This window comes from Streptomyces violens, from assembly GCF_000717745.1.
Classification (GTDB): Bacteria; Actinomycetota; Actinomycetes; order Streptomycetales; family Streptomycetaceae; genus Streptomyces; species Streptomyces violens.
The window spans coordinates 146161-172929 of sequence record NZ_JOBH01000010.1 but is presented as its reverse complement, the minus strand read 5'-3'; the positions used below and the strand labels follow the sequence as shown (position 1 = coordinate 172929).

Genomic DNA, 26769 nt, shown 5'->3' with positions numbered 1-26769 from the left:
ATCGCCGGGTGCCGGTGATACTCGGGGGGTGACGACCGACTACGACACCATCGTGCTGGCCGGGGGCGCGGCGCGCCGGCTCGGCGGCGCCGACAAGCCGGCCCTCGCGGTCGGCGGGAGGTCCCTGCTGGACCGGGTCCTCGCCGCCTGCCCCGGTGCGGCGCGCACCGTGGTGGTCGGGCCCGAGCGGCCGACCGCGCGCCCGGTGGTGACGACGCGCGAGGACCCGCCCGGGGCCGGACCGGTCGCGGCGCTGGACGCGGGCCTGCGGCACACCACCGCCGACACGGTGCTCGTCCTCTCCGCCGACCTGCCCTTTCTCACGACGGGGACGGTGGACGCGCTGCTGGCGGCGGGAGCCGGGCCGGGGCCCGGGGAGCCGTCAGGCCACGCGGACGGCGAGCCGCCCGGCCACGTGGACGGGGCGCTGCTGGTCGACGGCGACGGGCGGGACCAGCCGCTCGTGGCGGCGTACAAGGCCGCGGCGCTGCGCCGCGCCCTTGAGACGCTGCGGGCCGAGCGCGGTGGTCTCGACGGGCTGCCGTTGCGTGCCCTGCTCGCCGAACTGTCGGTGCGGCGGGTCCGGGACGAGACGGCGGCGGCCTCGTTCGACTGCGACACCTGGGAGGCCCTCAGCGCGGCGCGCGCCCGGATCAGGGAGCATGGACACGTGTTGGACGAATGGATCACCGCAGTCAAGGCCGAACTGGGCATCGAACTCGATGTCGACACGGCCGACCTCCTCGACCTGGCGCGGGACGCGGCGCACGGCGTGGCCCGGCCGGCCGCGCCGCTGACGACCTTCCTCGTCGGGTACGCGGCCGCGCAGCAGGGCCTCGACGTGGCGGAGGTCAGCAGGCGCGCGGCGGCGCTGGCGAACCGCTGGGCCGCGGAAGCCGCGGAAGCCGAAGCCGCGGACACGGCGGAATGATGCCCGGTCTTACGGGAGACCCCGGCGAATTCGACGACGCCCTCGCCATCGCCAACGCGGGGCGGCCCCGGACACCGGATGCCGCGCCTCGGGTACCGGACGCCGCGCCTCGTACGGCGGACGCCGCACCCCATGGCGCGGAGCACCGTGTCCGCGAGCGCTCGTCCGAACGTACGTGGATGGACCCGTGGCACGCGCCCTGGGGCAACGGCCGACACGAAGCGGGGCCGGAGGCGGCGGCCGCGGCCCGGACCCCGGAGCCGGAGCCGCATCAGGAGCCGAAGCCGGGCCCGGGAGGCCCCGGCGCCCCGGACCTCCCGGCCGCCCCTGAACCGCAGCCGAGCGCCCCGGCCCACTCCCCGAACTCCCCCGCCCCCGCCGCCTCCCGCACCGCACCCGCCCACCGCCACAGCGCGCACTCCCCCTGGCACGACGCCCGGGCGGCAGCCGCCGGCGCCGTGGCCGGGCCGCTGGAGGCAGCCACCGTCCCGCTCGGCCCCGAAGCTCTGGGCCGCGTGCTAGCCGGGGCGCTCACGGCGCTCACGGACCTGCCCTCGTTCGACACCTCGGCGATGGACGGCTGGGCCGTCTCCGGCCCTGGACCCTGGCGCGTGACCGCCCCCAGCACCCTCGCTCCCTCCGCGACCGCCGGCATCCTCGCCGGTCAGGGCCCCGCCCGGCCGCTGCCCGCCGGGCACGCGATCCGGATCGCCACCGGGGCGCGGATACCGCCCGGCGCCTCGGCGGTGCTCCGTTCCGAACACGGCGAGACCGTCGAACAGGCCGATGGCGGCGCGCTGTTGTCCGCGCCCGGTGGCGCGCCGCCCGGGCAGGACATCCGGCCGCGCGGCCAGGAGTGCCGCAACGGCGACCAACTGCTGCCGCCCGGCACGTCGGTGACCCCGGCCGTGCTCGGCCTCGCCGCCGCCGCGGGCTACGACGAGCTGTGGACGTACCGCCGTCCGGTGGTGGAAATCCTGGTCCTGGGCGACGAGTTGCTGCACAGCGGGCTGCCGCAGGAGGGACGCATCCGGGACGCGCTCGGCCCGATGCTCGCGCCCTGGCTGCACGCCCTGGGCGCGGAGACCATCGGTCCGCGTCATCTCGCGGACGACGAGGGCGTGTTGTACGAGGCCATCGCCTCGTCGACGGCGGACGTGGTGATCACGACCGGCGGCACGGCCGCGGGCCCGGTCGACCATGTGCACCCCACGCTGCGCCGCCTCGGGGCCGAACTGCTGGTGGACGGCGTACAGGTACGCCCCGGCCACCCGATGCTGCTCGCCCGGCTCGACCCGGCGGACGGCACCACCCCGCGCGGCCGGTCCGCCAAGCGCACCAAGCGCCCCGTGCGTACCCCGCGTACCCCTCGTCACCTGGTCGGCCTTCCCGGCAATCCGCTCGCCGCCGTCTCGGGGCTGCTGACGCTTGCCGAACCGCTGCTCGGTACGCTCTCGGGCCGTACGCGCTCCGAGCCCCGCCGAGTACGCCTCGCCGACGGCGTGCACGGGCACCCGCACGACACCCGGCTGGTCCCCGTGGCCTGCCGCACGGACGAGAAGGGAGGCGTCGTGGCGCTCCCCCTGCACTTCAACGGCCCTGCCATGCTGCGCGGCATCGCCGCCGCCGACGCGCTGGCCGTGATCCCGCCCGGCGGCGCCGCCGAGGGCGAGTCGGCCGTACTCCTCGGCCTCCCCTGGTCCCCCGCCGCCACGACCTCGGACATCGGCGCCACCGGAGGCCGGGTGTGAAGCTCCCCACGCACGACGCCGCAGCCCACGAGCGGCTCCCCGATGACGTCTCGCACCGGGTCCAGCTGCCCCGCCGGGCGCCCGCGGCACCGCTGCGTCAGGTGATCCGCCGGCTCTGCATGGCGCTGATAGTGCTGGTGCTGACGGTCGTCATCGTCTGGGTGGACCGCGACGAGTACCACGACAACGCCAACGGCAAGGTCGACTTCCTCGACTGCGTCTACTACGCGACCGTCACGCTCTCCACCACCGGATACGGCGACATCGTGCCGTACGGAGACACCGCACGGCTGCTGAACATCCTGCTCATCACGCCACTCCGCGTCCTGTTCCTGATCATCCTGGTCGGCACCACCCTCGAGGTCCTCACCGAGCGGACCCGTGAACAGTGGCGGCTGAACCGCTGGAGGACCGCCTTGCGCGACCACACCGTCATCGTCGGCTTCGGTACGAAGGGCCGGTCGGCCGTGGAGACGCTGCGTGCCACGGGCGCGAGCCGGGAACGCATCGTCATCGTGGACCCGAGCCCCAAGGTGATCGACGCGGCCGTCGCCGAGGGCTTCGCGGGCGTACTGGGCGACGCCACGCGCAGCGACGTACTGCTGCGCGCCGAGGTCCAGCGCGCCCACCAGATCATCATCGCCACACAGCGCGACGACACCGCGGTCCTGGTGTCGCTCACCGCCCGCCAGCTCAACAAGAAGGCGACGATCGTCGCGGCGGTGCGGGAGGAGGAGAACGCGCCGCTGCTGCGGCAGTCCGGCGCCGACTCCGTGATCACCTCCGCGAGCGCGGCGGGCCGGCTGCTGGGCCTGTCCGTGCACAGCCCGAGCGCGAGCACGGTCATGGAGGACCTGATCCAGCAGGGCAGCGGGCTGGACCTGATCGAGCGCCCGGTGGTGAAGGCGGAGGTCGGCAAGTCGGTACGGGACACCGGTGACCTGGTCGTTTCCGTACTGCGCGGCCACCGGCTGCTGGCGTACGACGACCCGGCGGCGAGCCCGCTGCAGCACGCCGACCGGCTGATCACGATCGTCCGCGCGGTGCCGAAGGACGAGCCGGTGGAGCTGGGCCGCCCGGCCGCACAGGGACTGCCGGGCTCCGGAGTCCAGCCGATGCGCCGGGCGGACGAGAAGGACCGGGTGATCCGCCGCGCGGACGAGCAGGACCTGGGGGACAAGGACTAGCCGCCCGTCCAGGCGCGTGCACGCGGGGTTGTTTCACGTGAAACGCGGGATCAGCACCCGCAGGCACCGCGCGGGTGGTGCTCGTACGTCCGGTACCGAGGCGAGTAGCCTCGCGGCCATGCGTGCGATCACCATTCCCGAACCCGGCGGACCCGAGGCCCTGGTGTGGGCCGAGGTGCCCGCGCCGCAACTGTCCGAAGGCGAGGTGCTGGTGCGGGTCGCGGCCAGCGCCGCCAACCGCGCCGATGTGATGCAGCGCCAGGGCTTCTACGACCCGCCGCCCGGCGCCTCCCCCTACCCCGGCCTGGAGTGCGCCGGCACGATCACCGAGGTCGGCCCGGGCGTGAGCGGCTGGGCGGTCGGCGACGAGGTCTGCGCGCTGCTGGCGGGCGGCGGTTACGCCGAGCAGGTGGCCGTGCCGGCCGGTCAGCTGCTGCCGCTGCCGAAGGGCCTCGACGTCACGCAGGCCGCCGCGCTGCCCGAGGTGACCTGCACCGTCTGGTCGAACGTCTTCATGGTGGCGCACCTGCGGCCCGGCGAGACCCTGCTCGTGCACGGCGGGTCCAGCGGCATCGGCACCATGGCGATCCAGCTGGCCAAGGCCGTCGGCGCGAAGGTGGCCGTGACCGCGGGCAGCGCCGAGAAGCTGGAGAGCTGCCGCGAACTGGGCGCCGACGTGCTCATCAACTACCGCGAGCAGGACTTCGTCGAGGAGATCCGCAAGGCCACCGACGGCCGGGGCGCGGACGTGATCCTCGACATCATCGGCGCGAAGTACCTGGACGCCAACGTCCAGGCGCTGGCCACCAACGGGCGGCTGGCCGTCATCGGTCTGCAGGGCGGCCGGAAGGGCGAGCTGAACCTGGGCGCGCTGCTGGCCAAGCGGGGTGCGGTCACCGCGACGTCGCTGCGCGGCCGGCCGATCGAGGAGAAGGCCGCGATCGTCGCCGCCGTACGGGAGCACGTCTGGCCGCTGGTCGAGAACGGCCAGGTGCGGCCGATCGTGGACCGCACGCTGCCGATGGCGGACGCCGCCGAGGCGCACCGCGTCCTGGAGGAGAGCAGCCACATCGGCAAGGTCGTCCTGACGGTCGGCTGAGCCGTCGGCCGGGCCGTTTCCCGGGAGCAGCCGGGCCGCTTCCCGGGAAGCCGTAAGCCGGTCCTTCCGGAAGGCCGTACGCCCGCCCTCACCGCCGCCGCAGTCGCAGCCCGATGAACGCGAGCCCCAGCCCCGTGAGCGCCAGCCCGGCGCCGAAGGGGAGGACGCGGGCGACCCGGGCGGCGCGTTCGGTGGGGGCGTAGGGCGACCGGACGGCGCCGGCGGTCTCGCGGCTCGTCGAGGAGGGCCCGGCGGCGGCCGGGTGGTGCGGCGGCCGCAGCGTCTGCCATGCGTGGGTCCCCGGGCTGTGCGGCGAGAGGGGCGCGTACGGGCGGTCCGAGCCGGTGGCCGGCCGGTCGGTCGCGCCGGGGTCCTTCGGCGACGTACCGGCGCTGTCGGAGGTACGGGAGGCGTGCGGCGTACCCGGCCCGCTCGTCCCGTCGTGGGTACCGGACGGGGCGCCGGTCCGGGGCGGCGTCGCCGGCCGGCTGGTCACCCCGCCGGAGCCCGAGCTGGATGCCGAGCCCGAGCTGGACGCCGAGCCGGAGCCGGAGGCCGAGTGGCTCGGGGTGGGCCGTCCGGGGGACGCCGTGGCGGAGTCGCTCGGGCCGGCGGACGGGCCCGGGCCGGAGGCGGTCGAGGACGGCGAGGGGCTGTCGTCCGGTTCCGCCGACGCCGCCGAGGTACCGGCGGACGCCGACGTACCGGGCGCCTGGGGGCGGTGGCCGGTGCTGCTGTTACCCGTCTGGTCCTGCACGGACGGCTGCGGCCGGCCGGACCCGCGTACGGGGAGCCGGCTCTCGGCGGGCAGCCCGTCGGTGGACTGCGGCTGCGGGGGGTCCGCCGCCCGGGTGTGCGCCCGTACGGGGAGATGCGTGGTGGCGGCGGCCGCGGGTACGGCGGTGGTGGGGAGCAGCGTGGTGGTCGTCAGCAGGCCGGCGACGATGAGTGAGCGGAGTCCTGGAACCACGCCGTGTCCTCCCGTGCCGAGCCGTCGAGTGACGTAATCAGGGTCACATGAGCCCACAATCGCGGCATCTCGGAAAAGGCCCGCATATACCGCTAAACACCCTGAACAGCGGCGAAGTACGGTGACGGGACGCATCGCGAGGGTGGATCACCAGTTCCTCGGGGCACAACTGTTCCTACTGCATGTACGAGAGAATGGCGGCATGGATATGCCGATGAACGAACGGTCGCAGGAGAGCCCGCACGTCCTGGTTGTCGGCCCGGACGGCATGGCTCTCGGCAGCGCAGGCTCCGGTGGTGGAGGCGGCGACGATGAGCCACGCGAGGTTCCGGTGACGGAGATGGTCGAACAGCCCGCGAAGGTCATGCGCATCGGCAGCATGATCAAGCAGCTGCTGGAAGAGGTGAAGGCCGCCCCGCTGGACGAGGCGAGCCGGGTCCGCCTCAAGGAGATCCACGCCGGCTCCGTCAAGGAGTTGGAGGACGGGCTGGCTCCTGAGCTGGTGGAGGAGCTGGAGCGGCTGTCCCTGCCGTTCACCGAGGACTCCGTGCCCACTGAAGCCGAACTGCGCATCGCGCAGGCACAGTTGGTCGGCTGGCTGGAGGGCCTGTTCCACGGCATCCAGACCGCCCTGTTCGCCCAGCAGATGGCCGCGCGCGCCCAGTTGGAGCAGATGCGCCGCGCCCTCCCGCCCGGCGTGGCCCCGTCCGAGGACGACGACGAACACCCCGGCCGCGGCGCCCGCTCCGGCCCGTACCTCTGACGGCCGGCGCCGCCGGAGGCGGACCGGACGTCGCCGCACGGCGGACCGGACGTCGGAAACCTGCACCGAGGGGCCCTTCGCGCGACGTGCGCGCAGGGCCCCTCGGTGCAGGTGTGTCCGGCTCCGGTCTCAGCCGGACTTGCCCGTCGAGACGACCAGTTCGATCTCCTGGTCGCCCTTGGGGTCGAAGTTCTCGTTCTCGGCCGGGGTCTGGCGGATGACGGCGTTCTTGCCCCACATGGGCTCGCTGTTCTCGTACGTGATGTCCCACTCCCAGCCGGCCTTCTGCATGCACGCCTTCACCGAGCGGAGGTTCTTGCTGTAGAAGTTCGGCATCATGACCTTCGACTTGTCGTCGAAGCTCTTGACCGCTTCCGTGCATGCCTTGGGGTCGATGGTGCGGTCCGTCTGCTCCGGCTGGACCTTGTCGGAGGGGCCCTCGGTGGCGGAGGCGGAGGGCTGCGCGGTGCCGTTGGCCTGCGGGCCCGGCTGCTCCGGGTCGCCGCCGCTGAGGGCGATGACCAGGACCACCGCGACGACGGCGATCAGGGCGACCGCGGCGGAGCCGATCAGCACCGGCTTGTTGCTCTTGCCGCCGGTCCCCGGGCCCCCGTTCTGCGGCGAGATCGTGTACGGCGGCGGGGTCTGCATGCCGCCGTTGTACGGACCGGGCGCCGGGGTCTGGTAACCGTGGCTCGGCGGCGGCGGGGTCGACGGGGGGTAGCCGTACTGCCCGTTCGCCGGCGGCGGCGTGTACGGGTTCTGCACGTGCTGCGCGCCCGTTGCCGGGTTGCCGGTCGCCGACGGGAAGACCGCGGAGGCCACCGAAGCGCCGCTGGACCGCGGCCCCTGGCCGCCAATGATCACCGGCGAGGAGCCGGACTGCCCGGACTGGGCGATGCGCAGGCACTCGTCCTGCATCGCCTGGGCGGTCGGGAAGCGTTCGTTGGGGTTCTTCTTCAGCGCGCGGGCGACGATCGCGTCCACCGCGGGCGGCAGCGAGCGGTTGATGCTGGAGGGCGCCGGCGGCTCCTCCTGTACGTGCGCGTACGCGATGGCCAGCGGCGAGTCCGCGTCGAAGGGCAACTGCCCGGTCAGCAGCTCGAAGAGCATGATGCCGACGGAGTACAGGTCGGAGCGGGCGTCGACGCTGCGGCCCAGCGCCTGCTCGGGCGAGAGGTACTGCGGCGTGCCGACGACCATGCCGGTCTGGGTCATGGAGGTGACGCCGGACTGCATGGCGCGCGCGATGCCGAAGTCCATGACCTTCACGACACCGCGTTTGGTCACCATGACGTTGCCGGGCTTGATGTCCCGGTGGACCAGGCCCATCTCGTGGCTGGTCTCCAGGGCCGCCAGCACATCTGCTGTGATCTTCAGCGCCTTCTCGGTGGGCATGGCGCCGTACTGCGCGATATCGGTGTCCAGGGCATCGCGCAGCGGCTGCCCGGAGACGTACTCCATGACGATGTACGGCGTCGTGCCGCCGTCGAGCTCGTCCTCGCCGGAGTCGTACACCGAGACGATGTTGGTGTGCGAGAGCTTCGCGACGGCCTGGGCCTCGCGGCGGAAGCGCTCGCGGAACGCCTGCTCACGGCCGAGCTCGGTGTGCAGCGTCTTGATCGCGACCTCGCGGTCCAGCACGCTGTCGTACGCGAGGTGGACGGCGGCCATGCCGCCGGTGCCGAGAAGATCACGGAGCTGGTAGCGTCCCCGTCCCACCGAACGGCCCGCGCCGTGGGCCTGTGCGCCGTCCTGGCTCATGTTTTCCGTTTCCCCCTAGGCGCACTGCCCGTGATCCCGTACGCGGCACTGTTCGGGCTGTTCTGTTGCTGGCCGCGCCCGGTATGCGACCGGTCGGCCAGGTTCTGGAATTCCGCAGCCAAGTGTGCCTCAGGGCTCCGACCAGTCAAGCTGCGTGCCCGTTCCGTGACCAGATGGGCAGCATCCCTGCACCGCCGCGTCACCTGACGGGAGCCTGCCAGTTCCGCGGCGGCGGGTTGTCGCGAGCGTGTCAGAAACCTGTCACGACTCTGTCAGCGGCCGCCGGGCAAAACGGTCACTCGTAGTGAACTTGCGACATGTGGCCGGTGAACGGTTTGATGGCCGGTCCCCTTACGAAACCGGTGCGCGCCGCGGAGCCTGTAGCGTGCTCTTGCGAAGACCGAGACGTAAAACCGCGTTGCACGCGGATCGATTCGACGGCGAGGACCGATGGCACAGACGCAGAGCCCCCAGGGCCCGTCCGATCCTGAAGCCACCGGCTCCAATATCCCCGACGCACCGGAGATGTGGGGCAACGGTGGTCTGGTCGGTGACGGGCGCTATCGCCTGACGAGCCGTCTGGGCCGGGGCGGCATGGCGGAGGTGTTCGCCGCCGAGGACGTACGGCTGGGCCGTACGGTCGCGGTGAAGCTGCTGCGTTCCGACCTCGCCGAGGACCCGGTCTCCAAGGCCCGCTTCACCCGCGAGGCACAGTCCGTCGCCGGGCTGAACCACCACGCCGTCGTCGCCGTGTACGACTCGGGCGAGGACGTGGTCGGCGGCAACACCATCCCGTACATCGTGATGGAGCTGGTCGAGGGTCACACCATCCGTGACCTGCTGCTCAACGCCGACGCGCCGCCGCCGGACCAGGCGCTGATCATCGTCTCCGGGGTGCTGGAGGCGCTGGCCTACAGCCACCAGCACGGCATCGTGCACCGCGACATCAAGCCCGCGAACGTGATCATCACGAACAGCGGCGCGGTCAAGGTCATGGACTTCGGCATCGCGCGTGCCCTGCACGGCGCGTCGAACACCATGACCCAGACCGGCATGGTCATGGGCACGCCGCAGTACCTCTCGCCCGAGCAGGCGCTCGGCAAGACCGTCGACACCCGCTCCGACCTGTACGCGACCGGCTGCCTGCTGTACGAACTGCTCGCGCTGCGCCCGCCGTTCGTCGGCGAGACGCCGCTGTCGGTGGTGTACCAGCACGTGCAGGACATGCCGGTGCCGCCGTCCGAGGTGCTGGAGGCGGTGCCGCCGGAGCTGGACGGGCTGGTCATGCGCTCGCTGGCGAAGGACCCGGACGACCGGTTCCAGAGCGCCGAGGAGATGCGCGGCCTGGTCCAGTACGCGCTGCAGATGCTGCACGAGCAGGGCGGCCACACCGGTACGTGGAGCACCGGCCCGGTCGCCGTGCACGAGGGCGGCTCGACGCCCGCGATGGGCGTCGCGTCCACGACGGCGATGCCGCACCCGGGGCACGGCTCGACGACCGCGCAGCCGATCCTTCCGGGCGGGCGGGACGACGACGGCGGGTACGAGGGCGGTCCGCGCGGCTCGAAGGGCGGCAAGGGCAAGATCTGGCTGATCGCGGCGCTCGCGCTGATCGCCATCGTGGCCGGCGTCGCCATCGCCCTGCAGAACACCGGCGGCGACGAGCAGCCGAAGAAGCCGAAGCCCACGCCGACGGCGACGAAGACCAAGGACGAGGAGACCACCGAGCCGCCGACGCAGGAGCCGACGACGGAGGCGACGCTGCCCGGCGGCACGGGCGGCAACACCGGTGACTACACCCAGACGCCGACGGAGACCGGGGAGCCGACGCCGACGGAGCCCACCGGGGAGCCGACCGACGAGCCGACCGGCGAGCCGACGGAGCCCACAGGGGAGCCGACCGGGGAGCCGACGGCGCCCACCGATGCGCCGACCGACGAGCAGTCGCCGATCATCCCGCCGCCGGACGGTGAAGGCGAGCAGTGAGCGCCGCACACGGCTACTGAGGGCCGCCGGGGACACTGTCCCCGGCGGCCCTCAGCCCGTGAAGGCCCCGCGTACGGCCGCGTATTCGTCCGTCCACCACACCGCGAGCGCGGCCGAGGCGGGGAAGAGGCTGTCGGCGCGCCGGTCGCCCAGCCGGTACCGCCAGTCCAGCATCCAGAAGTCGTTCAGACGTTCCCACCAGACGCGGTGTACGGCAGCCGCCAGCTCCTCCGGGCCGACGCCCGAGGCGCCCCGGTAGGCGCGCGCGTACGCCGCCACCTTGGCCAGGTCCAGGCTGCCCGAGGGCCGTACGAAGAAGATCGCGGCGGCCCGTACGGCCTCCTCGGCGCGCGGCTTGACCGCCAGCCGGTCCCAGTCGACGATCGCGGCCGGCTCGGCGCCCCGGTAGAGCAGGTTCAGCGGGTGGAAGTCGCCGTGCACCCAGCCCGCGGGCGCCGCGCGGGGCGGCCGGTGGTGGGCGTGCGCGGCCAGCAGGGCGCGCCGCTCCAGGAGCCGGTGCTCGGCCAGCGCGTCGAAGCTGTCGTGCGGGCGGGCGTCCCGCGCCAGCGCCAGCAGCTCGTCGATGCCCACGAAGGTCGCGGCGGGGTCGGCGCTCTCCTGGCCGGGCTGCGGCGGCTCGTCGGGCATCACCTGGGCGAGGGACACGTGGACCCGGCCCAGCAGCGCGCCGAGGCGGCGGCACTGGGCGGGAGTGAGGGCCGCGCCGTCCAGGTGCCGGCCTTTGACCCAGGGGTGCAGCGCGTAACAGCGGCCGTCGATGACGGCGACGGTGCGGCCGTCGGCGGCGCGTACGGGCGGCGCCACGGGGAGGCCCATGGCGCCCAGCAGGCGGGTGGCGCGGTGCTGCCGGACCAGGGCGCCGCGGTCGGCGTCGAGGTGGTGCTTGAGGAAGAAGCGGCCGCGCGTGGTGACCAGCCGGTAGCCGTGATTGAGCAGGCCCTCGGCGACCGGCTCGCACGTCAGCGGCTCCCCGGCGCCTTCGTAGCGGCGCAGCAGGGAGCCGAGGAGGTGTCCGTCGGGCGCCGTTGCCGTCCGGACCGCAGATGAGCGCAGCACCCGTCAGATGTTAGATCACACGGCCCGGGCCGATCCGCCGCCAGGTCGGCTATCGGTCAGCCTGAATGGGCGTACCGGAACACCGGTACATCGGTCAGCGTGTGGACCTTGGCGAAGACCGGCTCGATGTGCAGGAACACCGGGTCGAAGGGCTCGCCGTCGGCCAGGGCCGGGGTGCGCCCGAAGGCGTCGTGGTCGGCCGGCTGCGGGTGCTCGACGCGGGCCGTGCCGGTGAACTGGACGGTCCAGGTCTCGGGCTCGCCGCCGGCGAGGTTGTCCGCCTGGTACGAGACCACGCTGCCGTCCAGGGCGCGGTGGTAGCCGTAGCCACGGTGCAGGCGCAGCAGGAGCCGGCCCCCGGTCACGACGTGCCGGGCGATCGTGGTGAAGGGCAGCGCCCGCTGGCTGGCCGAGACCCGGCCGTAGGGCGTACGGCTGAGCAGTTCCAGTGCGCGGAATTCGTCGGGCATGGCAACCAGCCTGCCCGGCGGCGCGGGCGCGACTGTAGGGGCGGCAGCCCCTGGTTCACCGGGGACGTTGGTCCCGAAATTCGTTACGCCGCAGGTCAGCCGCCTATAAACGGGGTCAGCGGCCTTCCGCCTGCATTCTGGCGACGTATGCGGCGGCCTGGGAACGGCGTTCCATGCCGAGTTTGGACAGCAGGCTGGAGACGTAATTCTTGATGGTTTTCTCGGCCAGATGCAGCCGTTCGCCGATCGCGCGGTTGGTCAGTCCCTCGCCGATCAGGTCGAGGATGCGTCGTTCCTGTTCGGTGAGGTTCGCCAGCCGGTCGTCACCCTTGGGGCCGTTGCCGTCGCGCAGCCGTTCGAGGACCCGCGCGGTCGCGACAGGGTCCAGCAGGGACTTGCCGGCCGCGACGTCCCGGACGGCCGAGAGCAGTTCGTTCCCGCGGATGGCCTTGAGTACGTAACCGGACGCACCAGCCATGATCGCGTCAAAAAGCGCCTCGTCATCGGCGAAAGACGTGAGCATCAGGCACTTGATGTCCTCGTTCTGCGAGCGGACCTCCCGGCAGACCTCGACACCGCTGCCGTCCGGCAGCCGGACGTCGAGCACGGCCACGTCGGGGTGCGTCGCCGGGATCCTGACCAGGGCATCCGCGGCGGTACCGGCCTCGCCGACCACCTCGATGTCGCTCTCGACCGTGAGCATGTCGTGGACGCCACGCCGGACGACCTCGTGATCGTCGAGCAGGAATACCGTGATTTTTCCGTCTTCGCGCACGGTTTCAGTCTCACACACCGACCCTTCCCGTGCCCCGGCCCGCCGATATAACGTGCCGTTGTCCCGGCGGCCTGCAACGCTGTGACCAGGACTTGTTCCCACCCTCCGCGATTTACTTGGAAATCCAAGCAAAATCGCAGGTCAGGGCCGTTTTCGCTTAGGCTCGGGAAATGGGTAACGTGCATGGGCAGGCCACGTCCGGGGCAGTTTTGTTCCACCCGGGCCTGACCGCGTTCGCACACACCCCGTGCGCCGTATCGGATACCGGGTGAGCCGCAATACGGCCACCGGCGGACCCCGGGGGCCGGACAGACGGAGGAGCAGCACGTGACCGTGGACAGCAGTGCCGCACGAAAAGCCACACGCGGAAGCGGCAAGCGCACGACCGCGAAGAAAGCCCCGGCCAAACCGAGGGCCAAGGCTTCAGCGGAGCAGGACCCGGACCAGTTCGTCCAGCTGCTCACCCCGGAGGGGGAGCGGGTCGAGCACCCGGAGTACGCGATCGACCTGTCCGCCGACGAGCTGCGCGGCCTGTACCGCGACATGGTGCTCACGCGGAAGTTCGACGCCGAGGCGACCACCCTCCAGCGCCAGGGCGAGCTGGGCCTGTGGCCCTCGCTGCTGGGCCAGGAGGCCGCGCAGATCGGTTCCGGGCGCGCGCTGCGCGACGACGACTACGTCTTCCCCACCTACCGCGAGCACGGCGTCGCCTGGTGCCGCGGGGTGGACCCGACGAACCTGCTGGGCATGTTCCGCGGCGTGAACCACGGCGGCTGGGACCCCAACACCAACAACTTCCACCTGTACACGATCGTGATCGGCTCGCAGACGTTGCACGCGACCGGGTACGCGATGGGTGTGCAGAAGGACGGCGCCGACTCCGCCGTCATCGCCTATTTCGGTGATGGCGCGTCCAGCCAGGGTGACGTCGCCGAGTCCTTCACCTTCGCGGCCGTCTACAACGCCCCCGTGGTGTTCTTCTGCCAGAACAACCAGTGGGCGATCTCCGAGCCGACCGAGAAGCAGACCCGGGTGCCGCTCTTCCAGCGCGCCCGCGGCTACGGCTTCCCCGGTGTACGGGTCGACGGCAACGACGTGCTCGCCGTGCTCGCCGTCACCAAGGCGGCGCTGGAGCGCGCGCGGACGGGCCAGGGCCCGATGCTCGTCGAGGCGTTCACGTATCGCATGGGCGCCCACACCACCTCCGACGACCCGACGCGCTACCGCGGCAACGACGAGCTGCTGGCCTGGGAGGCCAAGGACCCGATCCTGCGGCTCCGCCGGTACCTCGAGGCCGAGGGGATGGCCGACGAGGCCTTCTTCGCGTCCGTCGAGAAGGAGGACGAGGCGCTCGGCAAGCGGGTGCGCGACGCGGTCCGCACCATGCCGAACCCCGACGACATGGCGATGTTCGAGCACGTCTACGCCGACGGGCACGCGCTCGTCGACGAGGAGCGCGCCCAGTTCGCCGCGTACCAGGCCGCGTTCGCGGAGGAGAACTGACATGGCCGTCTTCGAGAAGATCACCATCGCCAAGGCGATCAACGAATCGCTGCGCACGGCCATGGAGGCCGACCCCAAGGTCCTCGTCATGGGCGAGGACGTGGGCAAGCTCGGCGGCGTCTTCCGCGTCACCGACGGCCTGCAGAAGGACTTCGGCGAGGACCGGGTGATCGACACCCCGCTCGCCGAGTCCGGCATCGTCGGCACCGCGATCGGCATGGCCCTGCGCGGCTACCGCCCGGTCGTGGAGATCCAGTTCGACGGCTTCGTCTTCCCGGCGTACGACCAGATCGTCACCCAGCTCGCCAAGATGCACGCCCGCGCGCTCGGCAAGATCAAGCTGCCGGTCGTCATCCGCATCCCCTACGGCGGTGCGATCGGCGCGGTCGAGCACCACTCCGAGTCGCCCGAGGTGCTCTTCGCGCACGTCGCCGGCCTGAAGGTGATCACCCCGTCGAACTCCTCGGACGCCTACTGGATGCTCCAGCAGGCCATCGCCGGCGACGACCCGGTCATCTACTTCGAGCCCAAGCGCCGCTACCACGACAAGTCCGCGCTGGACACCGACGCCCTGCCGCACCCGCTGCACAAGGCCCGTGTCGCCCGCGAGGGCAGCGACCTGACGCTCGCCGCGTACGGCCCGATGGTCAAGGTCTGCCAGGACGTCGCGCAGGTCGCCGCCGAGGAGGGCAAGTCGGTCGAGATCGTCGACCTGCGGTCCCTCTCCCCGATCGACTTCGACACGCTCCAGTCCTCGGTCGAGAAGACCCGCCGCCTGGTCGTCGTGCACGAGGCGCCGGTCTTCCTCGGCTCCGGCGCGGAGATCGCCGCGCGGATCACCGAGCGGTGCTTCTACCACCTGGAGGCGCCCGTGCTGCGGGTGGGCGGCTACCACGCCCCCTACCCGCCGTCCCGGCTGGAGGACGAGTACCTGCCGAACCTGGACCGGGTGCTCGACGCGGTCGACCGGTCGCTGGCGTACTGAGGGGCTTGAGGAGAGTCGTGACCATGACTGCAACCGATCAGCGCTTCCGCGAGTTCAAGATGCCCGACGTGGGCGAGGGACTGACCGAGGCGGAGATCCTCAAGTGGTACGTCGCCGAGGGCGACACCGTCGCCGACGGCCAGGTCGTCTGTGAGGTCGAGACCGCCAAGGCGGCCGTCGAACTCCCCATTCCGTACGACGGGGTGGTGCACCAGCTGCGGTTCGGCGAGGGCACCACGGTCGACGTCGGCACGGTGATCATCACCGTGGACACCGACCCGGGCGCGGGACCCGCCGAGGCCCCGGCAGCTCCGGAAGCCGCCGAGCCGGCCGCCGAGGGTGGCGAGGAGGGCCGCAAGGCCGTACTCGTCGGCTACGGCGCCGCGCCGTCCTCGACGAAGCGGCGCGCGCGCAAGGCGCAGCCCGGCACCTCGAACGGCGCGCAGGCGGCCGTCCAGGCGGAGTTGAACGGTTACGCGGCGCCTGAGCCGGCGCCTGTTTCACGTGAAACACCCGCGGGCGAGCCTGCGGCTCCTGCCGCTCCGGCGGGCGCCGAGCGTCCGCTGGCCAAGCCGCCCGTCCGCAAGCTCGCCAAGGACCTCGGCATCGACCTGGCCACGGTCGTACCCAGCGGCCCCGACGGGATCATCACCCGCGAGGACGTGCACGCGGCGGCCGCACCGGCGCCCGCGGCGGTACCGGAGTACGACGTGGAGCCGGCCCCGCACGAGCCCGCGCCGGCCCCCGAGGCCGTCGCCGCCGCCCGGGAGACCCGTATCCCGGTCAAGGGCGTGCGCAAGGCCACCGCCCAGGCCATGGTGAACTCCGCGTTCACCGCGCCGCACGTCACGGAGTTCATCACCGTCGACGTGACCCGCACGATGCGGCTCGTACAGGAGCTGAAGCAGGACCCCGACATGGCGGGTGTCCGCGTCAATCCGCTCCTGCTCGTCGCCAAGGCGTTCCTGGTGGCCATCAAGCGCCACCCGGAGATCAACGCCTCCTGGGACGAGGAGAACCAGGAGATCGTCCGCAAGGACTACGTGAACCTGGGCATCGCGGCGGCGACCCCCCGGGGCCTGATCGTTCCCAACATCAAGGACGCGGGTGCCCAGACGCTCCCGCAGCTCGCCGCCTCCCTCGGCGAACTGGTCGCCACGGCCCGCGAGGGCAAGACCTCCCCGGCGGACATGGCGGGTGGCACGGTCACCATCACCAACGTCGGCGTCTTCGGCGTCGACACCGGTACGCCCATCCTGAACCCCGGTGAGTCCGCGATCCTCGCCTTCGGCGCGGTCAAGGAACAGCCCTGGGTCCACAAGGGCAAGGTCAAGCCGCGCCAGGTGACGACCCTGGCACTCTCCTTCGACCACCGCCTGGTCGACGGCGAGCTGGGCTCCAAGGTCCTCGCGGACACCGCCGCGATCCTGGAGCGCCCGAAGCGCCTGATCACCTGGTCGTAGTAGGCGATCGAGTCATCTGGTCGCAGTACCGATCGAGCGGCCCGGCAGGACGGCGTCGGCGAAAAGGAATTGGTGTCGCCGCGCCGCCCTGCTTACCGTCACCGTCATGACCGACACACAGATCACTGCTGACACCGTCGCCCCGGACGCCCTCCCGCCCCTGCGCTCCGTCGCCTGGCTGCACATCAGGGACGGCCGCCTGCTGAGCGTCCGCACCCGCGGCAACGACACGTTCTACCTGCCCGGCGGCAAGTACGAGCCCGGTGAGACGGCCGCGGAGGCGCTCTCCCGCGAGCTGGCCGAGGAGATCGGCGTACAGGTCCCGGCGAGCGAGCTGACCGAGGCGTTCACCGTCCACGACGAGGCGCACGGCCGCGCCGGCCGCCGCCTGCACATGACCTGCTTCACGGGCGGCCCGGCCACGGTGGACCCGGTCCCGGGCCGCGAGATCGCCGAGGTCGCCTGGCACAACGCCGAGGACTTCGCCGTCTGCGCGCCCCACTACGAGGACGACCCTCCGCCTTGCGATCGCACGCACCAGACGCCGCGGGCCCCGCCCTCCGGGCGGACGACGGGACTTTGCGGACACGACCTAGGGCATCAGCCCGCGGTGACGCGGAGCTTGGACTGGCCGTGGCCGCGCGACTCCCAGTCGTCCATGAAGTGGGCCTTGAGGCCGTGCTGCGCGGCGAGACCGGTCAGGGTCTCGGTCCGGTAGTAGAAGTCCTCGCGCAGCACCTGGTGTTCGGTGCCGGTGGTCCGGTCGAAGGTGAAGTCGAAGAAGCCGCCGGGGGCCAGCACCCGCCCCACATGCGCCAGGCATTCGTCGATGATCTCGATCGGTGAGTGCGAGAAGACGCTGTGCGCGTGCACGACGTCGAAGTGCGCGTCGGGCAGGAAGTCCAGCGTGAGGTCTCTGGTCAGGGTCAGATGCGGGAGCTTCGCCTGGAGCCCGTGGTCGGTCAGCGTCCGCTTCGCCGCGATGAGGATGTCGGGGGAGATGTCGATGCCGTAGTAGTTCCCGGCATCGAGGTACTCGATGAAGCGCCACCCGGAGCGGAGGTTGCCGCAGCCGATGTCGAGCATCCGGGACTGCCGGGTGAGGCCGTGTTCCCGCAGGTAGTCGAATTGCATCCGGCCGAGCGCGAGCCACCGGTCGTGCGTTTGGCTACCGACCGCCGCCTCGGGGTTCCGCCGGGTGTCGGACGCCATGACCGCGCGGTAGTAGCTCACGTGGTCGGGGTGGTGCAGGGCCAGCCAGCGGTCCCTGGCGGCCCGCCGGACGTACGGGGGTATTCGTCCGGGGTGGCCGAGGGCGTAGCGGACCTTGTGGGCGACCGCCGTCCGGTCGACGGCGAGGTTCTTCTTGACGGACATGCGGACGCACCCCATCTCGTTCACCGAGCGTCACGGGCCGGACACGGTCTCGTGGCGCACTGCTCATGGAGCGTAGGCAGGGTCGGGATAGTTGGCGTAGGCAGTCTCCTCGCCCGGCCCCGGTCCGGATGATGGAACGGAATCGCAGACGCATACCTGTTGTATCTATCCTGTGCGCATGCCATCAGCCTCAACCTCTCCAGCCCCCCTGAAGCAGCCGCCCGCTGCCGAGCGGGTGTACGCACACATCAAGCACGCCGTCCTCGAACGCCGCTACGAAGGCGGCATGCTGCTCACCGAGGGCGAGCTCGCCGAGGCCGTGGGTGTGTCGCGGACGCCCGTACGCGAGGCGCTGCTGCGGCTGGAGGTCGAGGGGCTGATCAAGCTCTACCCGAAGAAGGGCGCGCTGGTTCTGCCGGTCTCCGCGCAGGAGATCGCGGACGTCGTGGAGACCCGGCTGCTGGTCGAGGAGCACGCGGCGCGCAAGGCCGTGCCCGCGCCGGCCGCGCTGATCGAGGAGCTGGAGTCGCTGCTCGCGACCATGCGGGAGCAGGTCGCCGCCGGTGACCTGGCCGCCGTCTCGGTCACCGACCGCGCCTTCCACGCCGCCATCGTGCGCAGCGCGGGCAACCAGATCCTGGACCGGCTCTACGAGCAGCTGCGCGACCGCCAGCTGCGGATGGGCGTCGCGGTGATGCACGCGCACCCGGACCGGATCGCGAAGAACATCGCCGAGCACGCCGAGATCCTCGAAGCGCTGCGGGCCGGCGACCCGGAGGCGGCCACCGCCGCCGTGCACCGACACGTCAGCTGGGTGCGGAACCTCGCCCAGGGGGACGTGCGATGAGTACCGCACGGAGCACCCCGATGACGCTGCCCGGTGATCCGCCCGGCGGTCGGCGCGCCATGTGGGTCTGGGGCATCGGCGTCGCCGTCTACTTCGTCGCGATCATCTACCGCACCAGCCTCGGCGTCGCGGGACTGGACGCCGCCGAGCGCTTCCACATCAACGCCTCGGCGCTGTCGACCTTCTCCATCCTGCAGCTGCTGGTCTACGCGGGCATGCAGATACCCGTCGGCCTGATGGTCGACAAGATGGGCCCGAAGAAGGTCCTGATCCTCGGCGCGACGCTCTACACCGTCGGCCAGCTCGGCTTCGCGCTCTCCGGCTCGTACGGCATGGCGCTGATCTCCCGCGCGCTGCTGGGCTGCGGCGACGCGATGACGTTCATCAGCGTGCTGCGACTGGGCACGCGCTGGTTCCCGGCCCGGCGCGGCCCGATGATCGCGCAGATCGCCGCACTCATCGGCATGTCCGGCAACCTCGTCTCCACGCTGGTCCTCGCGCGGCTGCTGGACACCCTCGGCTGGACCCCGACCTTCGCCGGCAGCGCCGTCTGCGGCATCGCGGTGATCGTTCTCGTCCTGCTCTTCCTCAAGGACCACCCCGAGGGCTTCGAGCCGGCGCCCGCGAGCCGGCCGGCGACCGGCGGCGGCTACGTACGGCAGCAGATATCCCAGTGCTGGCGCGAGCCGGGCACCCGGCTGGGCATGTGGGTGCACTTCACCACGCAGTTCCCCGCGATGTTCTTCCTGCTGCTGTGGGGGATGCCGTTCCTCGTCGAGGCGCAGGGGCTGACCGAGACCGCGGCCGGCGGGCTGCTGACGCTGATCGTGGTCTCGAACATGGCCTCCGGGCTGGTCTACGGGCAGGTCATCGCCCGCCACCACGCGGCCCGGATGCCGCTGGCGCTAGGTACCGTCGGCGCCACGGCGGCGCTGTGGGCCGCCATGCTCTGCTGGCCGGGGCACGCGCCGATGACGCTGCTGGTCCTCACCTGCGTGGTGCTCGGCACCTGCGGCCCGGCCTCGATGATCGGCTTCGACTTCGCCCGCCCGGCCAACCCGCCGGAGCGCCAGGGCACCGCCTCCGGCATCGTCAACATGGGCGGCTTCATGGCCTCGATGACGACCCTGCTGGCGGTCGGCGTGCTGCTGGACGCCACCGGCGACAACTACCGCATCGCGTTCGCGACGGTCTTCGTCCTGGAGGCGCTCGGCCTCAGCCAGATCCTGCGGCTGCGCAAGCGGGCGGCGCGCCGCGAACGCGAGCGGACGGTGGCGAGCCGGGTGGAGGCGGTGCACGTACCGGTGTGACCGCCCCGGGCGGGGCGTGCGCTGCCGGCGCTTTGGGCGCTTCCAGCGCTTCCGGGCGCGCGCCCCGTGCCTACGGCGTCACCGCGAAGTGCTCCAGCACGGCCCCGGCCAGCTCCTGGTCGCCTTCGATCTTGACCCGGTCGGCGACGGCCGCCGGCCGCACCCGGCCGCAGGCCAGCCGGACGTAGGTCTCCCAGTCCGTCGAGATCGTGACGGCCGGGCCCAGCGAGACGCTGCCGTCGACCGACCCGCGGCCCTCCGCGTCGACCCGTACGGTCCGCATGAACTCCACCGGGCCGGTCACATCGACCACCACGGCGGAGCCGGCCGGCGCGCCCGCGCCCTCGGCGACGACCTTGGCCAGCGCGGGCAGCAGGAAGTCGCGGGTGAGGTGGGCGCCGGGGGAGTCGAGGTTGCCGGGCTCGCCGAGCGCGCGGCGGATGTCCTGCTCGTGCACCCAGGTGTCGAAGGCCCGTACCTTCAGCGCGTGTTCGAGCGTCTGCTCCTTGCCCTGAGGGCCGCGCACCATGGCGTCCGGCTCGCGCGTCTCATTGCGCAGCTGCCGGGAGCGGCGGATGACGGTGTACTCCAGCTCCGCCGTCATCTCCGGGCCCGTGTGGTGCCGGCGGACGTCGACCTGCATTTCCATGTACCGCGCGAACTCGCTGCGTACGTGGTAGAGATCGCGCGGCAGCGAGTGGATGGGGCGGGGGTCGCCCAGCGCCTCGCAGTCCAGGCCGATGAGGTGGGACACGACGTCCCGCACCGACCAGCCGGGGCATTCCGTGGCGCGATTCCACTCCCCTTCCACGAGCGGCGTCACCAGCTCGGATATTGCTTCGATGGAGTGCGTCCAGGCGTCGATGGAGGGCTGAAGGACTGGGTGGACGGTCACGGGACCCCTCGGACGGTTTGTACGCGGGCTGCTGTCTGTGCAGTTAAGTTACGCTGCGCACGGGCACCCCGGCAGTGCTTTCGGGTGACCATCGTAGGCATTTTTTGACGACGGACCGGGCTCGGAAGACCAGGCGGTGGTACTGTGCGCGCTTCATTGATCCAAGTCGGTGTGGACCAGCAGGAACCGGTCAATTCCCGCCGGGAGCGGGTGGCTTCACTCGTGCGCTCCCAGGCGGCAGCGGATCTCGTCGTGCTTCCCGAGCTGTGGCCGGTCGGCGCTTTCGCCTTCGACGCCTTCGAGGAGGTCGCGGAGGTACTGGACGGCCCGACCCACGAGGCGATGTCCGCGGCGGCGCGGGACGCGGGCGTCTGGCTGCACGCCGGGTCCGTCATCGAGCGCGACGCGGACGGCGTCCTCTACAACACCTCGCTGGTCTACTCCCCCGACGGCGAGCGCGCCGCGCACTACCGCAAGATCCACCGCTTCGGCTTCGACAAGGGTGAGGCGACGCTGCTGGGCGCCGGTACGGACCCGGTGACGGTCGCGCTGCCGGACACCACGCTCGGCCTGGCCACCTGCTACGACCTGCGCTTCCCCGAGCTGTTCCGGCAGCTGGTGGACGCCGGCGCGCAGACCCTGGTCGTACCGGCCGGCTGGCCCGCGCGGCGCCGCGCGCACTGGTCGCTGCTGGCCCGCGCCCGGGCGGTGGAGAACCAGACGTACGTACTCGCCTGCGGCACGGGCGGCACGCACGCCGGGGTCGAGCAGGCCGGGCACAGCGTGATCGTCGACCCGTGGGGCGAGGTGCTCGCCGAGGCCGGCCCCGACGAGGAGATCATCAGCGCCGAGCTGGACCCCGAGCTGGTCGGCAAGGTCCGGCACTCCTTCCCCGTGCTGCGGGACCGTGTGCTGGGGCTGCCGAAGCCGTGACCTGTGGTCGGCGCTCGAAGTGAGGGGAGCCGGGGCGGTCAGTCCTCGCGCTCCCGCTCCGCCAGCCGGATCACGCACACCGCGACCGCGATGATCAGCGCGGCGTCGGCGTCCTCCCGCACCACGTTGACCGCGTAGGTGTCCCGCACGGTCAGCCAGCGCCGGGAGATCTCCGCCAGCAGCTCGCCGTCGTACTCGACCGCGAACTCCCGGTCCAGGATCTTGCCGCTGACGTCCAGCTCCGTGCCGTCCACCAGCTCCACGCGGTAGTGGTTGCGCAGCAGCGACAGCCGCTTCCGCCGGATGGTGGCGATGGCCTGGTCGTCCCGCTCGATCGTCATCGTGTCGCGCAGGCTCAGCACCTTTTTGCGGAGCGTGATCAGGACCCGGCCCTCGCGGTCCTTGATCTCGAAGGTCTCCCGCATCCGGAGCGCCTTGCCGTCGACGAGGTAGACGCTGCGACCCGTCTCGTCCTCGATCCAGTAGTCCTCGCCGATGCCGAAGATCCGGTCGCGTACCAGGTATCTCATGTCCTGAGGACTTCCCGCGGGCCCCGCTGGAATGCGCGACCGGGTGGGTGGCGTTGAATGTCCACATGGCTTCACGTGCGCGCGTCCGGGCCCCCGAGCTGATCGGCAAGGGCGGCTGGCTCAACACCAGCGACAAGGAACTGACCCTCTCCGACCTGCGGGGACGCATCGTCGTCCTGGACTTCTGGACGTTCTGCTGTGTGAACTGCCTGCACGTCCTGGACGAGCTGCGGGAGCTGGAGGAGCGGCATCGCGACACCGTCGTCATCATCGGCGTGCACTCCCCGAAGTTCGTGCACGAGGCGGAGCACCAGGCAGTCGTCGACGCCGTCGAGCGGTACGAGGTCGAGCACCCCGTCCTGGACGACCCCGAGCTCGCCACCTGGAAGCAGTACGCCGTCCGCGCCTGGCCGACGCTGGTCGTCATCGACCCCGAGGGCTATGTCGTCGCCCAGCACGCCGGTGAGGGCCACGCCCACGCCATCGAGAAGCTGGTCGAGGAGCTGGAGGCGGAGCACGAGGCCAAGGGGACGCTGCGGCGTGGCGACGGCCCGTACGTACCGCCCGAGCCCGTCGCCACCGACCTCCGCTTCCCCGGCAAGGCGCTTCAGCTGCCCGGGGGCTCCTTCCTGGTCTCCGACACCACCCGGCACCAGCTCGTGGAGCTGGACGGGGACGGCGAGAGCGTGCTGCGCCGGATCGGCACCGGCGAGCGCGGCCTGACGGACGGACCGGCCGAGCGGGCCGCCTTCAGCGAGCCGCAGGGCCTCGCGCTGCTGCCCGACGGCAAGGTGATCGTCGCCGACACCGTGAACCACGCGCTGCGCGTCTTCGACCCGGAGAGCGGCGAGGTCAGCACCGTCGCCGGTACCGGCAAGCAGTGGTGGCAGGGCTCGCCCACCGAAGGCCCGGCCCGCGAGGTGGACCTCTCCTCGCCGTGGGACGTGGCGTACTTCGACGGCCGGGTGTGGATCGCCATGGCCGGCGTGCACCAGCTGTGGACGTACGACCCGGAGGCCGGCACCGTACGGGCCGCCGCGGGCACCACCAACGAGGGCCTGGTGGACGGGCCGGCCGCCGAGGCGTGGTTCGCGCAGCCGTCGGGCCTGGCCGCCACCGAGGACCGGCTGTGGATCGCCGATTCCGAGACCAGCGCGGTGCGCTGGATCGACCGCGAGGGCGTCGTGCACACGGCCGTGGGCACCGGCCTCTTCGACTTCGGCCACCGCGACGGCGCCGCCGATCAGGCGCTGCTGCAGCACCCGCTGGGCGTCACCGCGCTGCCGGACGGCTCGGTCGCGGTCTCCGACACGTACAACCACGCGCTGCGCCGTTTCGACCCCGCGACCGGCGAGGTGACCACGCTCGCCACGGACCTGCGGGAGCCGTCGGACGCGGTGCTCGTCGGTGACGACATCGTCGTCGTGGAGTCGGCCCGGCACCGGCTGACCCGGCTGCGGCTGCCCGAGGAGGCGGTACGGGTCGAGTCGGTCGCGCACCGCACCCAGCGCGCCGCCACCGAGGTGGCCCCCGGCCGGCTCCGGCTGGAGGTGGTCTTCCAGGCGCCGGCCGGGCAGAAGCTGGACACCCGCTATGGCCCGTCCACCCGGCTGCTGGTCAGCTCGACCCCGCCGGAGCTGCTGGCGGAGGGCGAGGGCGCCGATACGGACCTCAGCCGCGACCTGGTGCTGGCGGACGGGGTCACCGAGGGCGTGCTGCACGTCTCCGCGATGGCGGCGTCCTGCGACGACGACCCGGACATCGAGTACCCGGCCTGCCATGTGCACCAGCAGGACTGGGGCGTACCGGTCACGGTCACCGCGGACGGGACCGCCCGGCTCGGGCTGGTCCTGGCGGGGCTGGACAGCGAGGCGTGATCAGCCGGCGGTAGTGGATCAGTCCGGGCAGTTGCGGAGCGAGGAGTACTGCAGCTGGTCGGGCTCGATCCGGATGCCGGGCACCCACAGCTTCTTGCCGTCCTTGCGGACCTCGTACCAGATGCTGCTGTGGCCGCCGGCCTCGTCGGTGACAGTGACGCCGTTGGCGATGCGACACGAGGCGGTCAGTCGGTCGCCGTGCCAGGCCCGGCCACCGATATTGGACGGCCGGTAGGGCACGTACGGGTCGAGCGCGAGGCCGAGGGCGCACTCCCTGCTGTGGCTGTCCCGGCACGCCTTCTCGATGTTGTGGATGGTGATGCGCTCGGTCTCGTGGTTCTTGGCGGCCGGGCCTGTTTCACGTGAAACACCCTTGCCCGATGCGTCGTTGTCGTCGATCAGCCCCCACGTCACGACGGCTGCCACCGCGAGCACCGCAGCCGTCGCCGCGCCCACGAGGACCGGCTTCAGCCGGAGGGCCGATTTCGGCGGCCGTTCCGGTGCGCCGCCAGGCACCTCCGTGCTCACCGAACCACCCGCCGCCGCTGCTTCGTTGGCGCGATGCAGCAGCCGTACCAGCTCCGGAAGCCGGTCCTCGCCGGTGAAGGAGAGCTTGCACCACTGCACCAACAGCCGTTCGTCGGGCAGGCTCTGGCCCCGTAGGTAGCGGGACAGGGACGATCTGCTGGCCGGGAGTCTGCCTTCCAGCTCCTTCAGGCTGAGGCCCAGCTCGCCATGCATGTGCCGCAGCCCGGTCACGAAGTCGCGTATCGGTCCGGCGAGTTGGTCGGGCAGGGGCGCGAGGGGCTTACGGCGGGGGCTGGTGGCGCGGTTCGGTTTCCCATGCACGCACGGCATTCCAGCACAGCCGCGGTACGCACCGCGAGAGGCACTTCCGCTCCCCTGCGGCGGAAGTGCCTCTCGTTACAGGATCCGGAAACTGCCCGGATCAGTCCGTGAACTTCACGGGGCGGTAGGGCTTGAACTCGCCGCCGTTGAGCCCGTAGGTGAGGGACCGGTGGTCCGTGCCGTGGCCGCCGCGCTGCTCGTACGCGGTGTAGGAGGTGTGCGCGGGGTTGTCCCACTTCTCGAACATCACGACGTGCCGGGTGTTGCTGTCACCGGCCGCGTCGATGAGCAGGTCACCGGGCTTCAGCTCGTTGACGGCGATCGGCCGGGTGATCTTCGAGCTGGTGAGTCCCACGGTGTTCGTGCCCGGGGCGCCCAGGTTCAGCGCCATGGAGACATAGCCGGAGCAGTCCTGGCGGTAGCCGTCCTTCCAGTTCTTTGCCTGGCTGTAGGGCACCTGCGCACCGTTGTTGGCGGTCAGCCAGGTGGCCGCGCGCTGCAGCGCCTCGCCGCGGGTGCCGCCGGGCGCCGGGGCCGGCGGCGGGCCGCCCTGCACGGGCACGCCCGGCAGCGAGTCCTGCGGGATGTCGACCGCGACGACGCTGAGGAAGCCGGTCACCGGGCCGGTGATGTGTGCCATGTAGGTCGAGCAGGAGCTGCCTTCGCAGACCTTCTTGCCCGTGTTGACCTGGTAGTCGGCCGTGATCTTGTCCTGACCCGGCGCGTCCTTGTTGATCATGCCGACGGACGGTGAGTTCGTGTCCGGCGTGGCGTGCACCACCCAGCGCGTCCCCCAGGTCGGGAAGGTGCTGCCGGCCGCGGTCTTCTTGATGGTGGCGGCCGTCCCGCCCTGTGTCTTCAGGTCCGCCTTGGTGTCCCGCGCCTCGACGGTGGTCTGCGCGGCGGCCTTGGTGCCGGTGTCCGCCTTGGCGTCACCGCCCGAGCAGGCCGTGATGCCGGAGATGCCGATGCCCGCCGCGGCGATCGCGGGGAGGACCCTGCGGAGCGCCTTCCTGCGGGGCGTTCGGGCCGGTGCCCGGGTGCTGGAAGTCGTGCGGAACATGGTGTCGTCGGTCTGCGACATGGTGGATTCCCCTCGTTTGACGGAGGCCGCCGGGGCGTTGTGCCGACCGGCCGCCTCGGCGACGAGATCCATCATTGGGCGGGGCACAGGGGGAATCCGGGGCTGTGCTGTCCCATGGGACATCCCGTCCGCCGGGACGTCCCGGGAGCGGCGCCGACCTGCTGGGACGTGGGCGTGGGACGGTGCGCGCGGGACGCCGGCCGGCCGGGTGCGGGACATGACGGGACGTGCGGGCACACAGAAGGGGCGCCCGCGCGGTCCTCGCGCGGGCGCCCCTTCAAGTCATTGGGGTCCGGTCTTCGTTCTCCGGTCCGGTCGCAGATGGTCGGAGAGCGGTGGCTAT

At 71.8% G+C, this 26769-nt stretch carries 24 protein-coding genes; 14 read left to right on the top strand and 10 right to left on the bottom strand.

The annotated features are described in order from the left end of the window. The first annotated feature begins 28 nt into the window (after nt 1–28). From IF04_RS0119985 to IF04_RS0119970, 4 genes are all read left to right on the top strand, one after another. Complete coding sequence (locus tag IF04_RS0119985) at nt 29–931, top strand: NTP transferase domain-containing protein (RefSeq protein WP_030259293.1); 903 nt, start codon at nt 29–31, stop codon at nt 929–931. Then, nucleotides 928–2682: a molybdopterin molybdotransferase MoeA gene (locus IF04_RS35880; protein WP_078600512.1), complete on the top strand. Its 1755-nt coding sequence runs from the start codon at nt 928–930 to the stop codon at nt 2680–2682. The genes IF04_RS0119985 and IF04_RS35880 overlap by 4 nt, the downstream gene beginning before the upstream one ends. Continuing rightward, nucleotides 2679–3869, top strand: coding sequence for a potassium channel family protein (locus IF04_RS0119975; protein WP_051831389.1), 1191 nt, complete (start codon nt 2679–2681; stop codon nt 3867–3869). Before IF04_RS35880 ends, IF04_RS0119975 begins: the two co-directional genes overlap by 4 nt. Nucleotides 3870–3987: 118 nt before the next feature. After that, the gene (locus IF04_RS0119970) at nt 3988–4968 is read left to right on the top strand and encodes an NAD(P)H-quinone oxidoreductase (RefSeq protein WP_030259279.1); all 981 of its coding nucleotides are present in this window, start codon (nt 3988–3990) and stop codon (nt 4966–4968) included. An 88-nt stretch (nt 4969–5056) separates the two neighbouring features. On the opposite strand, the gene IF04_RS35875 is transcribed toward IF04_RS0119970, so the two are convergent. Further along, nucleotides 5057–5938, bottom strand: coding sequence for a hypothetical protein (locus IF04_RS35875; protein WP_037960021.1), 882 nt, complete (start codon nt 5936–5938; stop codon nt 5057–5059). 202 nt (nt 5939–6140) lie between these two features. Between IF04_RS35875 and IF04_RS0119960 the strand changes: the two genes are divergently transcribed. Then, nucleotides 6141–6701: a bacterial proteasome activator family protein gene (locus IF04_RS0119960; protein WP_030259277.1), complete on the top strand. Its 561-nt coding sequence runs from the start codon at nt 6141–6143 to the stop codon at nt 6699–6701. Nucleotides 6702–6830: 129 nt separating this feature from the next. Here the strand turns inward: IF04_RS0119960 and IF04_RS0119955 are convergent, their stop codons facing one another. After that, a complete protein-coding gene (locus tag IF04_RS0119955; RefSeq protein ID WP_030259275.1) occupies nt 6831–8465 on the bottom strand; it encodes a protein kinase domain-containing protein in 1635 nt (544 codons plus the stop codon). Nucleotides 8466–8915: 450 nt separating this feature from the next. Between IF04_RS0119955 and IF04_RS0119950 the strand changes: the two genes are divergently transcribed. Then, a complete protein-coding gene (locus tag IF04_RS0119950) occupies nt 8916–10451 on the top strand; it encodes a protein kinase domain-containing protein (protein ID WP_051831388.1) in 1536 nt (511 codons plus the stop codon). Between the two features lie 51 nt (nt 10452–10502). On the opposite strand, the gene IF04_RS0119945 is transcribed toward IF04_RS0119950, so the two are convergent. The 3 genes from IF04_RS0119945 to IF04_RS0119935 form a co-directional block, all read right to left on the bottom strand. Beyond that, nucleotides 10503–11528 carry a phosphotransferase gene (locus tag IF04_RS0119945; protein WP_030259270.1) on the bottom strand — a complete coding sequence of 342 codons (1026 nt, stop codon included), beginning with the start codon at nt 11526–11528 and terminating at the stop codon, nt 10503–10505. 56 nt (nt 11529–11584) lie between these two features. Further along, entirely contained in the window at nt 11585–11998 is a 414-nt protein-coding gene (locus IF04_RS0119940; RefSeq protein ID WP_030259267.1) for a pyridoxamine 5'-phosphate oxidase family protein, read from the bottom strand. A 115-nt stretch (nt 11999–12113) separates the two neighbouring features. After that, on the bottom strand, nt 12114–12773 hold the full coding sequence (locus IF04_RS0119935) for a response regulator (RefSeq protein ID WP_030259264.1): 660 nt from the start codon (nt 12771–12773) through the stop codon (nt 12114–12116). A gap of 327 nt (nt 12774–13100) precedes the next feature. On the opposite strand from IF04_RS0119935, the gene pdhA reads away from it, so the two are divergent. The 4 genes from pdhA to IF04_RS37590 all read left to right on the top strand — a co-directional run bounded on the left by pdhA (nt 13101) and on the right by IF04_RS37590 (nt 17442). Further along, nucleotides 13101–14276 (top strand): pyruvate dehydrogenase (acetyl-transferring) E1 component subunit alpha, encoded by a 1176-nt coding sequence (pdhA, locus tag IF04_RS0119930; RefSeq protein ID WP_030259261.1) that lies wholly within the window; start codon nt 13101–13103, stop codon nt 14274–14276. A 1-nt stretch (nt 14277) separates the two neighbouring features. After that, nucleotides 14278–15261 (top strand): alpha-ketoacid dehydrogenase subunit beta, encoded by a 984-nt coding sequence (locus IF04_RS0119925; protein ID WP_030259258.1) that lies wholly within the window; start codon nt 14278–14280, stop codon nt 15259–15261. Nucleotides 15262–15284: 23 nt separating this feature from the next. Beyond that, the gene (locus IF04_RS0119920) at nt 15285–16724 is read left to right on the top strand and encodes a dihydrolipoamide acetyltransferase family protein (RefSeq protein WP_030259255.1); all 1440 of its coding nucleotides are present in this window, start codon (nt 15285–15287) and stop codon (nt 16722–16724) included. Between the two features lie 106 nt (nt 16725–16830). Beyond that, nucleotides 16831–17442, top strand: coding sequence for an NUDIX hydrolase (locus IF04_RS37590; protein WP_157847683.1), 612 nt, complete (start codon nt 16831–16833; stop codon nt 17440–17442). On the opposite strand, the gene IF04_RS0119910 is transcribed toward IF04_RS37590, so the two are convergent. Next, on the bottom strand, nt 17325–18101 hold the full coding sequence (locus IF04_RS0119910; protein WP_030259250.1) for a class I SAM-dependent methyltransferase: 777 nt from the start codon (nt 18099–18101) through the stop codon (nt 17325–17327). The two genes, IF04_RS37590 and IF04_RS0119910, sit on opposite strands and share 118 nt — an antisense overlap. 178 nt (nt 18102–18279) lie before the next feature. On the opposite strand from IF04_RS0119910, the gene IF04_RS0119905 reads away from it, so the two are divergent. After that, on the top strand, nt 18280–18948 hold the full coding sequence (locus IF04_RS0119905; protein WP_030259247.1) for a GntR family transcriptional regulator: 669 nt from the start codon (nt 18280–18282) through the stop codon (nt 18946–18948). After that, on the top strand, nt 18945–20258 hold the full coding sequence (locus tag IF04_RS0119900; RefSeq protein ID WP_030259244.1) for an MFS transporter: 1314 nt from the start codon (nt 18945–18947) through the stop codon (nt 20256–20258). The genes IF04_RS0119905 and IF04_RS0119900 overlap by 4 nt, the downstream gene beginning before the upstream one ends. Nucleotides 20259–20328: 70 nt before the next feature. Here IF04_RS0119900 and IF04_RS0119895 read toward each other — a convergent pair whose 3' ends face one another. After that, complete coding sequence (locus IF04_RS0119895; RefSeq protein WP_030259241.1) at nt 20329–21153, bottom strand: maleylpyruvate isomerase family mycothiol-dependent enzyme; 825 nt, start codon at nt 21151–21153, stop codon at nt 20329–20331. 144 nt (nt 21154–21297) lie between these two features. Here IF04_RS0119895 and IF04_RS0119890 point away from each other — a divergent pair, with 144 nt between their 5' ends. Then, entirely contained in the window at nt 21298–22086 is a 789-nt protein-coding gene (locus tag IF04_RS0119890; protein ID WP_030259238.1) for a carbon-nitrogen family hydrolase, read from the top strand. A 38-nt stretch (nt 22087–22124) separates the two neighbouring features. Here the strand turns inward: IF04_RS0119890 and IF04_RS0119885 are convergent, their stop codons facing one another. After that, nucleotides 22125–22616 carry an LURP-one-related/scramblase family protein gene (locus IF04_RS0119885; protein WP_030259235.1) on the bottom strand — a complete coding sequence of 164 codons (492 nt, stop codon included), beginning with the start codon at nt 22614–22616 and terminating at the stop codon, nt 22125–22127. Between the two features lie 65 nt (nt 22617–22681). Here IF04_RS0119885 and IF04_RS0119880 point away from each other — a divergent pair, with 65 nt between their 5' ends. Further along, a complete protein-coding gene (locus tag IF04_RS0119880; RefSeq protein WP_030259233.1) occupies nt 22682–24493 on the top strand; it encodes an NHL domain-containing thioredoxin family protein in 1812 nt (603 codons plus the stop codon). Between the two features lie 18 nt (nt 24494–24511). Here the strand turns inward: IF04_RS0119880 and IF04_RS0119875 are convergent, their stop codons facing one another. Together IF04_RS0119875 and IF04_RS36680 are read right to left on the bottom strand one after the other, a co-directional pair. After that, a complete protein-coding gene (locus IF04_RS0119875; protein ID WP_030259230.1) occupies nt 24512–25351 on the bottom strand; it encodes a helix-turn-helix domain-containing protein in 840 nt (279 codons plus the stop codon). A 91-nt stretch (nt 25352–25442) separates the two neighbouring features. Next, nucleotides 25443–26426, bottom strand: coding sequence for a C40 family peptidase (locus IF04_RS36680; RefSeq protein WP_245654445.1), 984 nt, complete (start codon nt 26424–26426; stop codon nt 25443–25445). Nucleotides 26427–26769: the final 343 nt, after the last annotated feature.

Bases quoted from the DNA above. Each gene is read 5' to 3' on its own strand.
- IF04_RS0119960 (WP_030259277.1), top strand. From the start codon at position 6,141: ATGGATATGCCGATGAACGAACGGTCGCAGGAGAGCCCGCACGTCCTG.
- IF04_RS0119875 (WP_030259230.1), bottom strand. From the start codon at position 25,351: ATGCCGTGCGTGCATGGGAAACCGAACCGCGCCACCAGCCCCCGCCGT.
- IF04_RS0119910 (WP_030259250.1), bottom strand. From the start codon at position 18,101: ATGTCCGTCAAGAAGAACCTCGCCGTCGACCGGACGGCGGTCGCCCAC.
- IF04_RS0119885 (WP_030259235.1), bottom strand. From the start codon at position 22,616: ATGAGATACCTGGTACGCGACCGGATCTTCGGCATCGGCGAGGACTAC.
- IF04_RS0119950 (WP_051831388.1), top strand. From the start codon at position 8,916: ATGGCACAGACGCAGAGCCCCCAGGGCCCGTCCGATCCTGAAGCCACC.
- IF04_RS0119955 (WP_030259275.1), bottom strand. From the start codon at position 8,465: ATGAGCCAGGACGGCGCACAGGCCCACGGCGCGGGCCGTTCGGTGGGA.
- IF04_RS0119970 (WP_030259279.1), top strand. From the start codon at position 3,988: ATGCGTGCGATCACCATTCCCGAACCCGGCGGACCCGAGGCCCTGGTG.
- IF04_RS0119920 (WP_030259255.1), top strand. From the start codon at position 15,285: ATGACTGCAACCGATCAGCGCTTCCGCGAGTTCAAGATGCCCGACGTG.
- IF04_RS37590 (WP_157847683.1), top strand. From the start codon at position 16,831: ATGACCGACACACAGATCACTGCTGACACCGTCGCCCCGGACGCCCTC.
- IF04_RS35880 (WP_078600512.1), top strand. From the start codon at position 928: ATGATGCCCGGTCTTACGGGAGACCCCGGCGAATTCGACGACGCCCTC.
- IF04_RS0119905 (WP_030259247.1), top strand. From the start codon at position 18,280: ATGCCATCAGCCTCAACCTCTCCAGCCCCCCTGAAGCAGCCGCCCGCT.
- IF04_RS0119880 (WP_030259233.1), top strand. From the start codon at position 22,682: ATGGCTTCACGTGCGCGCGTCCGGGCCCCCGAGCTGATCGGCAAGGGC.
- IF04_RS36680 (WP_245654445.1), bottom strand. From the start codon at position 26,426: ATGTCGCAGACCGACGACACCATGTTCCGCACGACTTCCAGCACCCGG.
- IF04_RS0119940 (WP_030259267.1), bottom strand. From the start codon at position 11,998: ATGCCCGACGAATTCCGCGCACTGGAACTGCTCAGCCGTACGCCCTAC.
- IF04_RS0119900 (WP_030259244.1), top strand. From the start codon at position 18,945: ATGAGTACCGCACGGAGCACCCCGATGACGCTGCCCGGTGATCCGCCC.
- IF04_RS0119925 (WP_030259258.1), top strand. From the start codon at position 14,278: ATGGCCGTCTTCGAGAAGATCACCATCGCCAAGGCGATCAACGAATCG.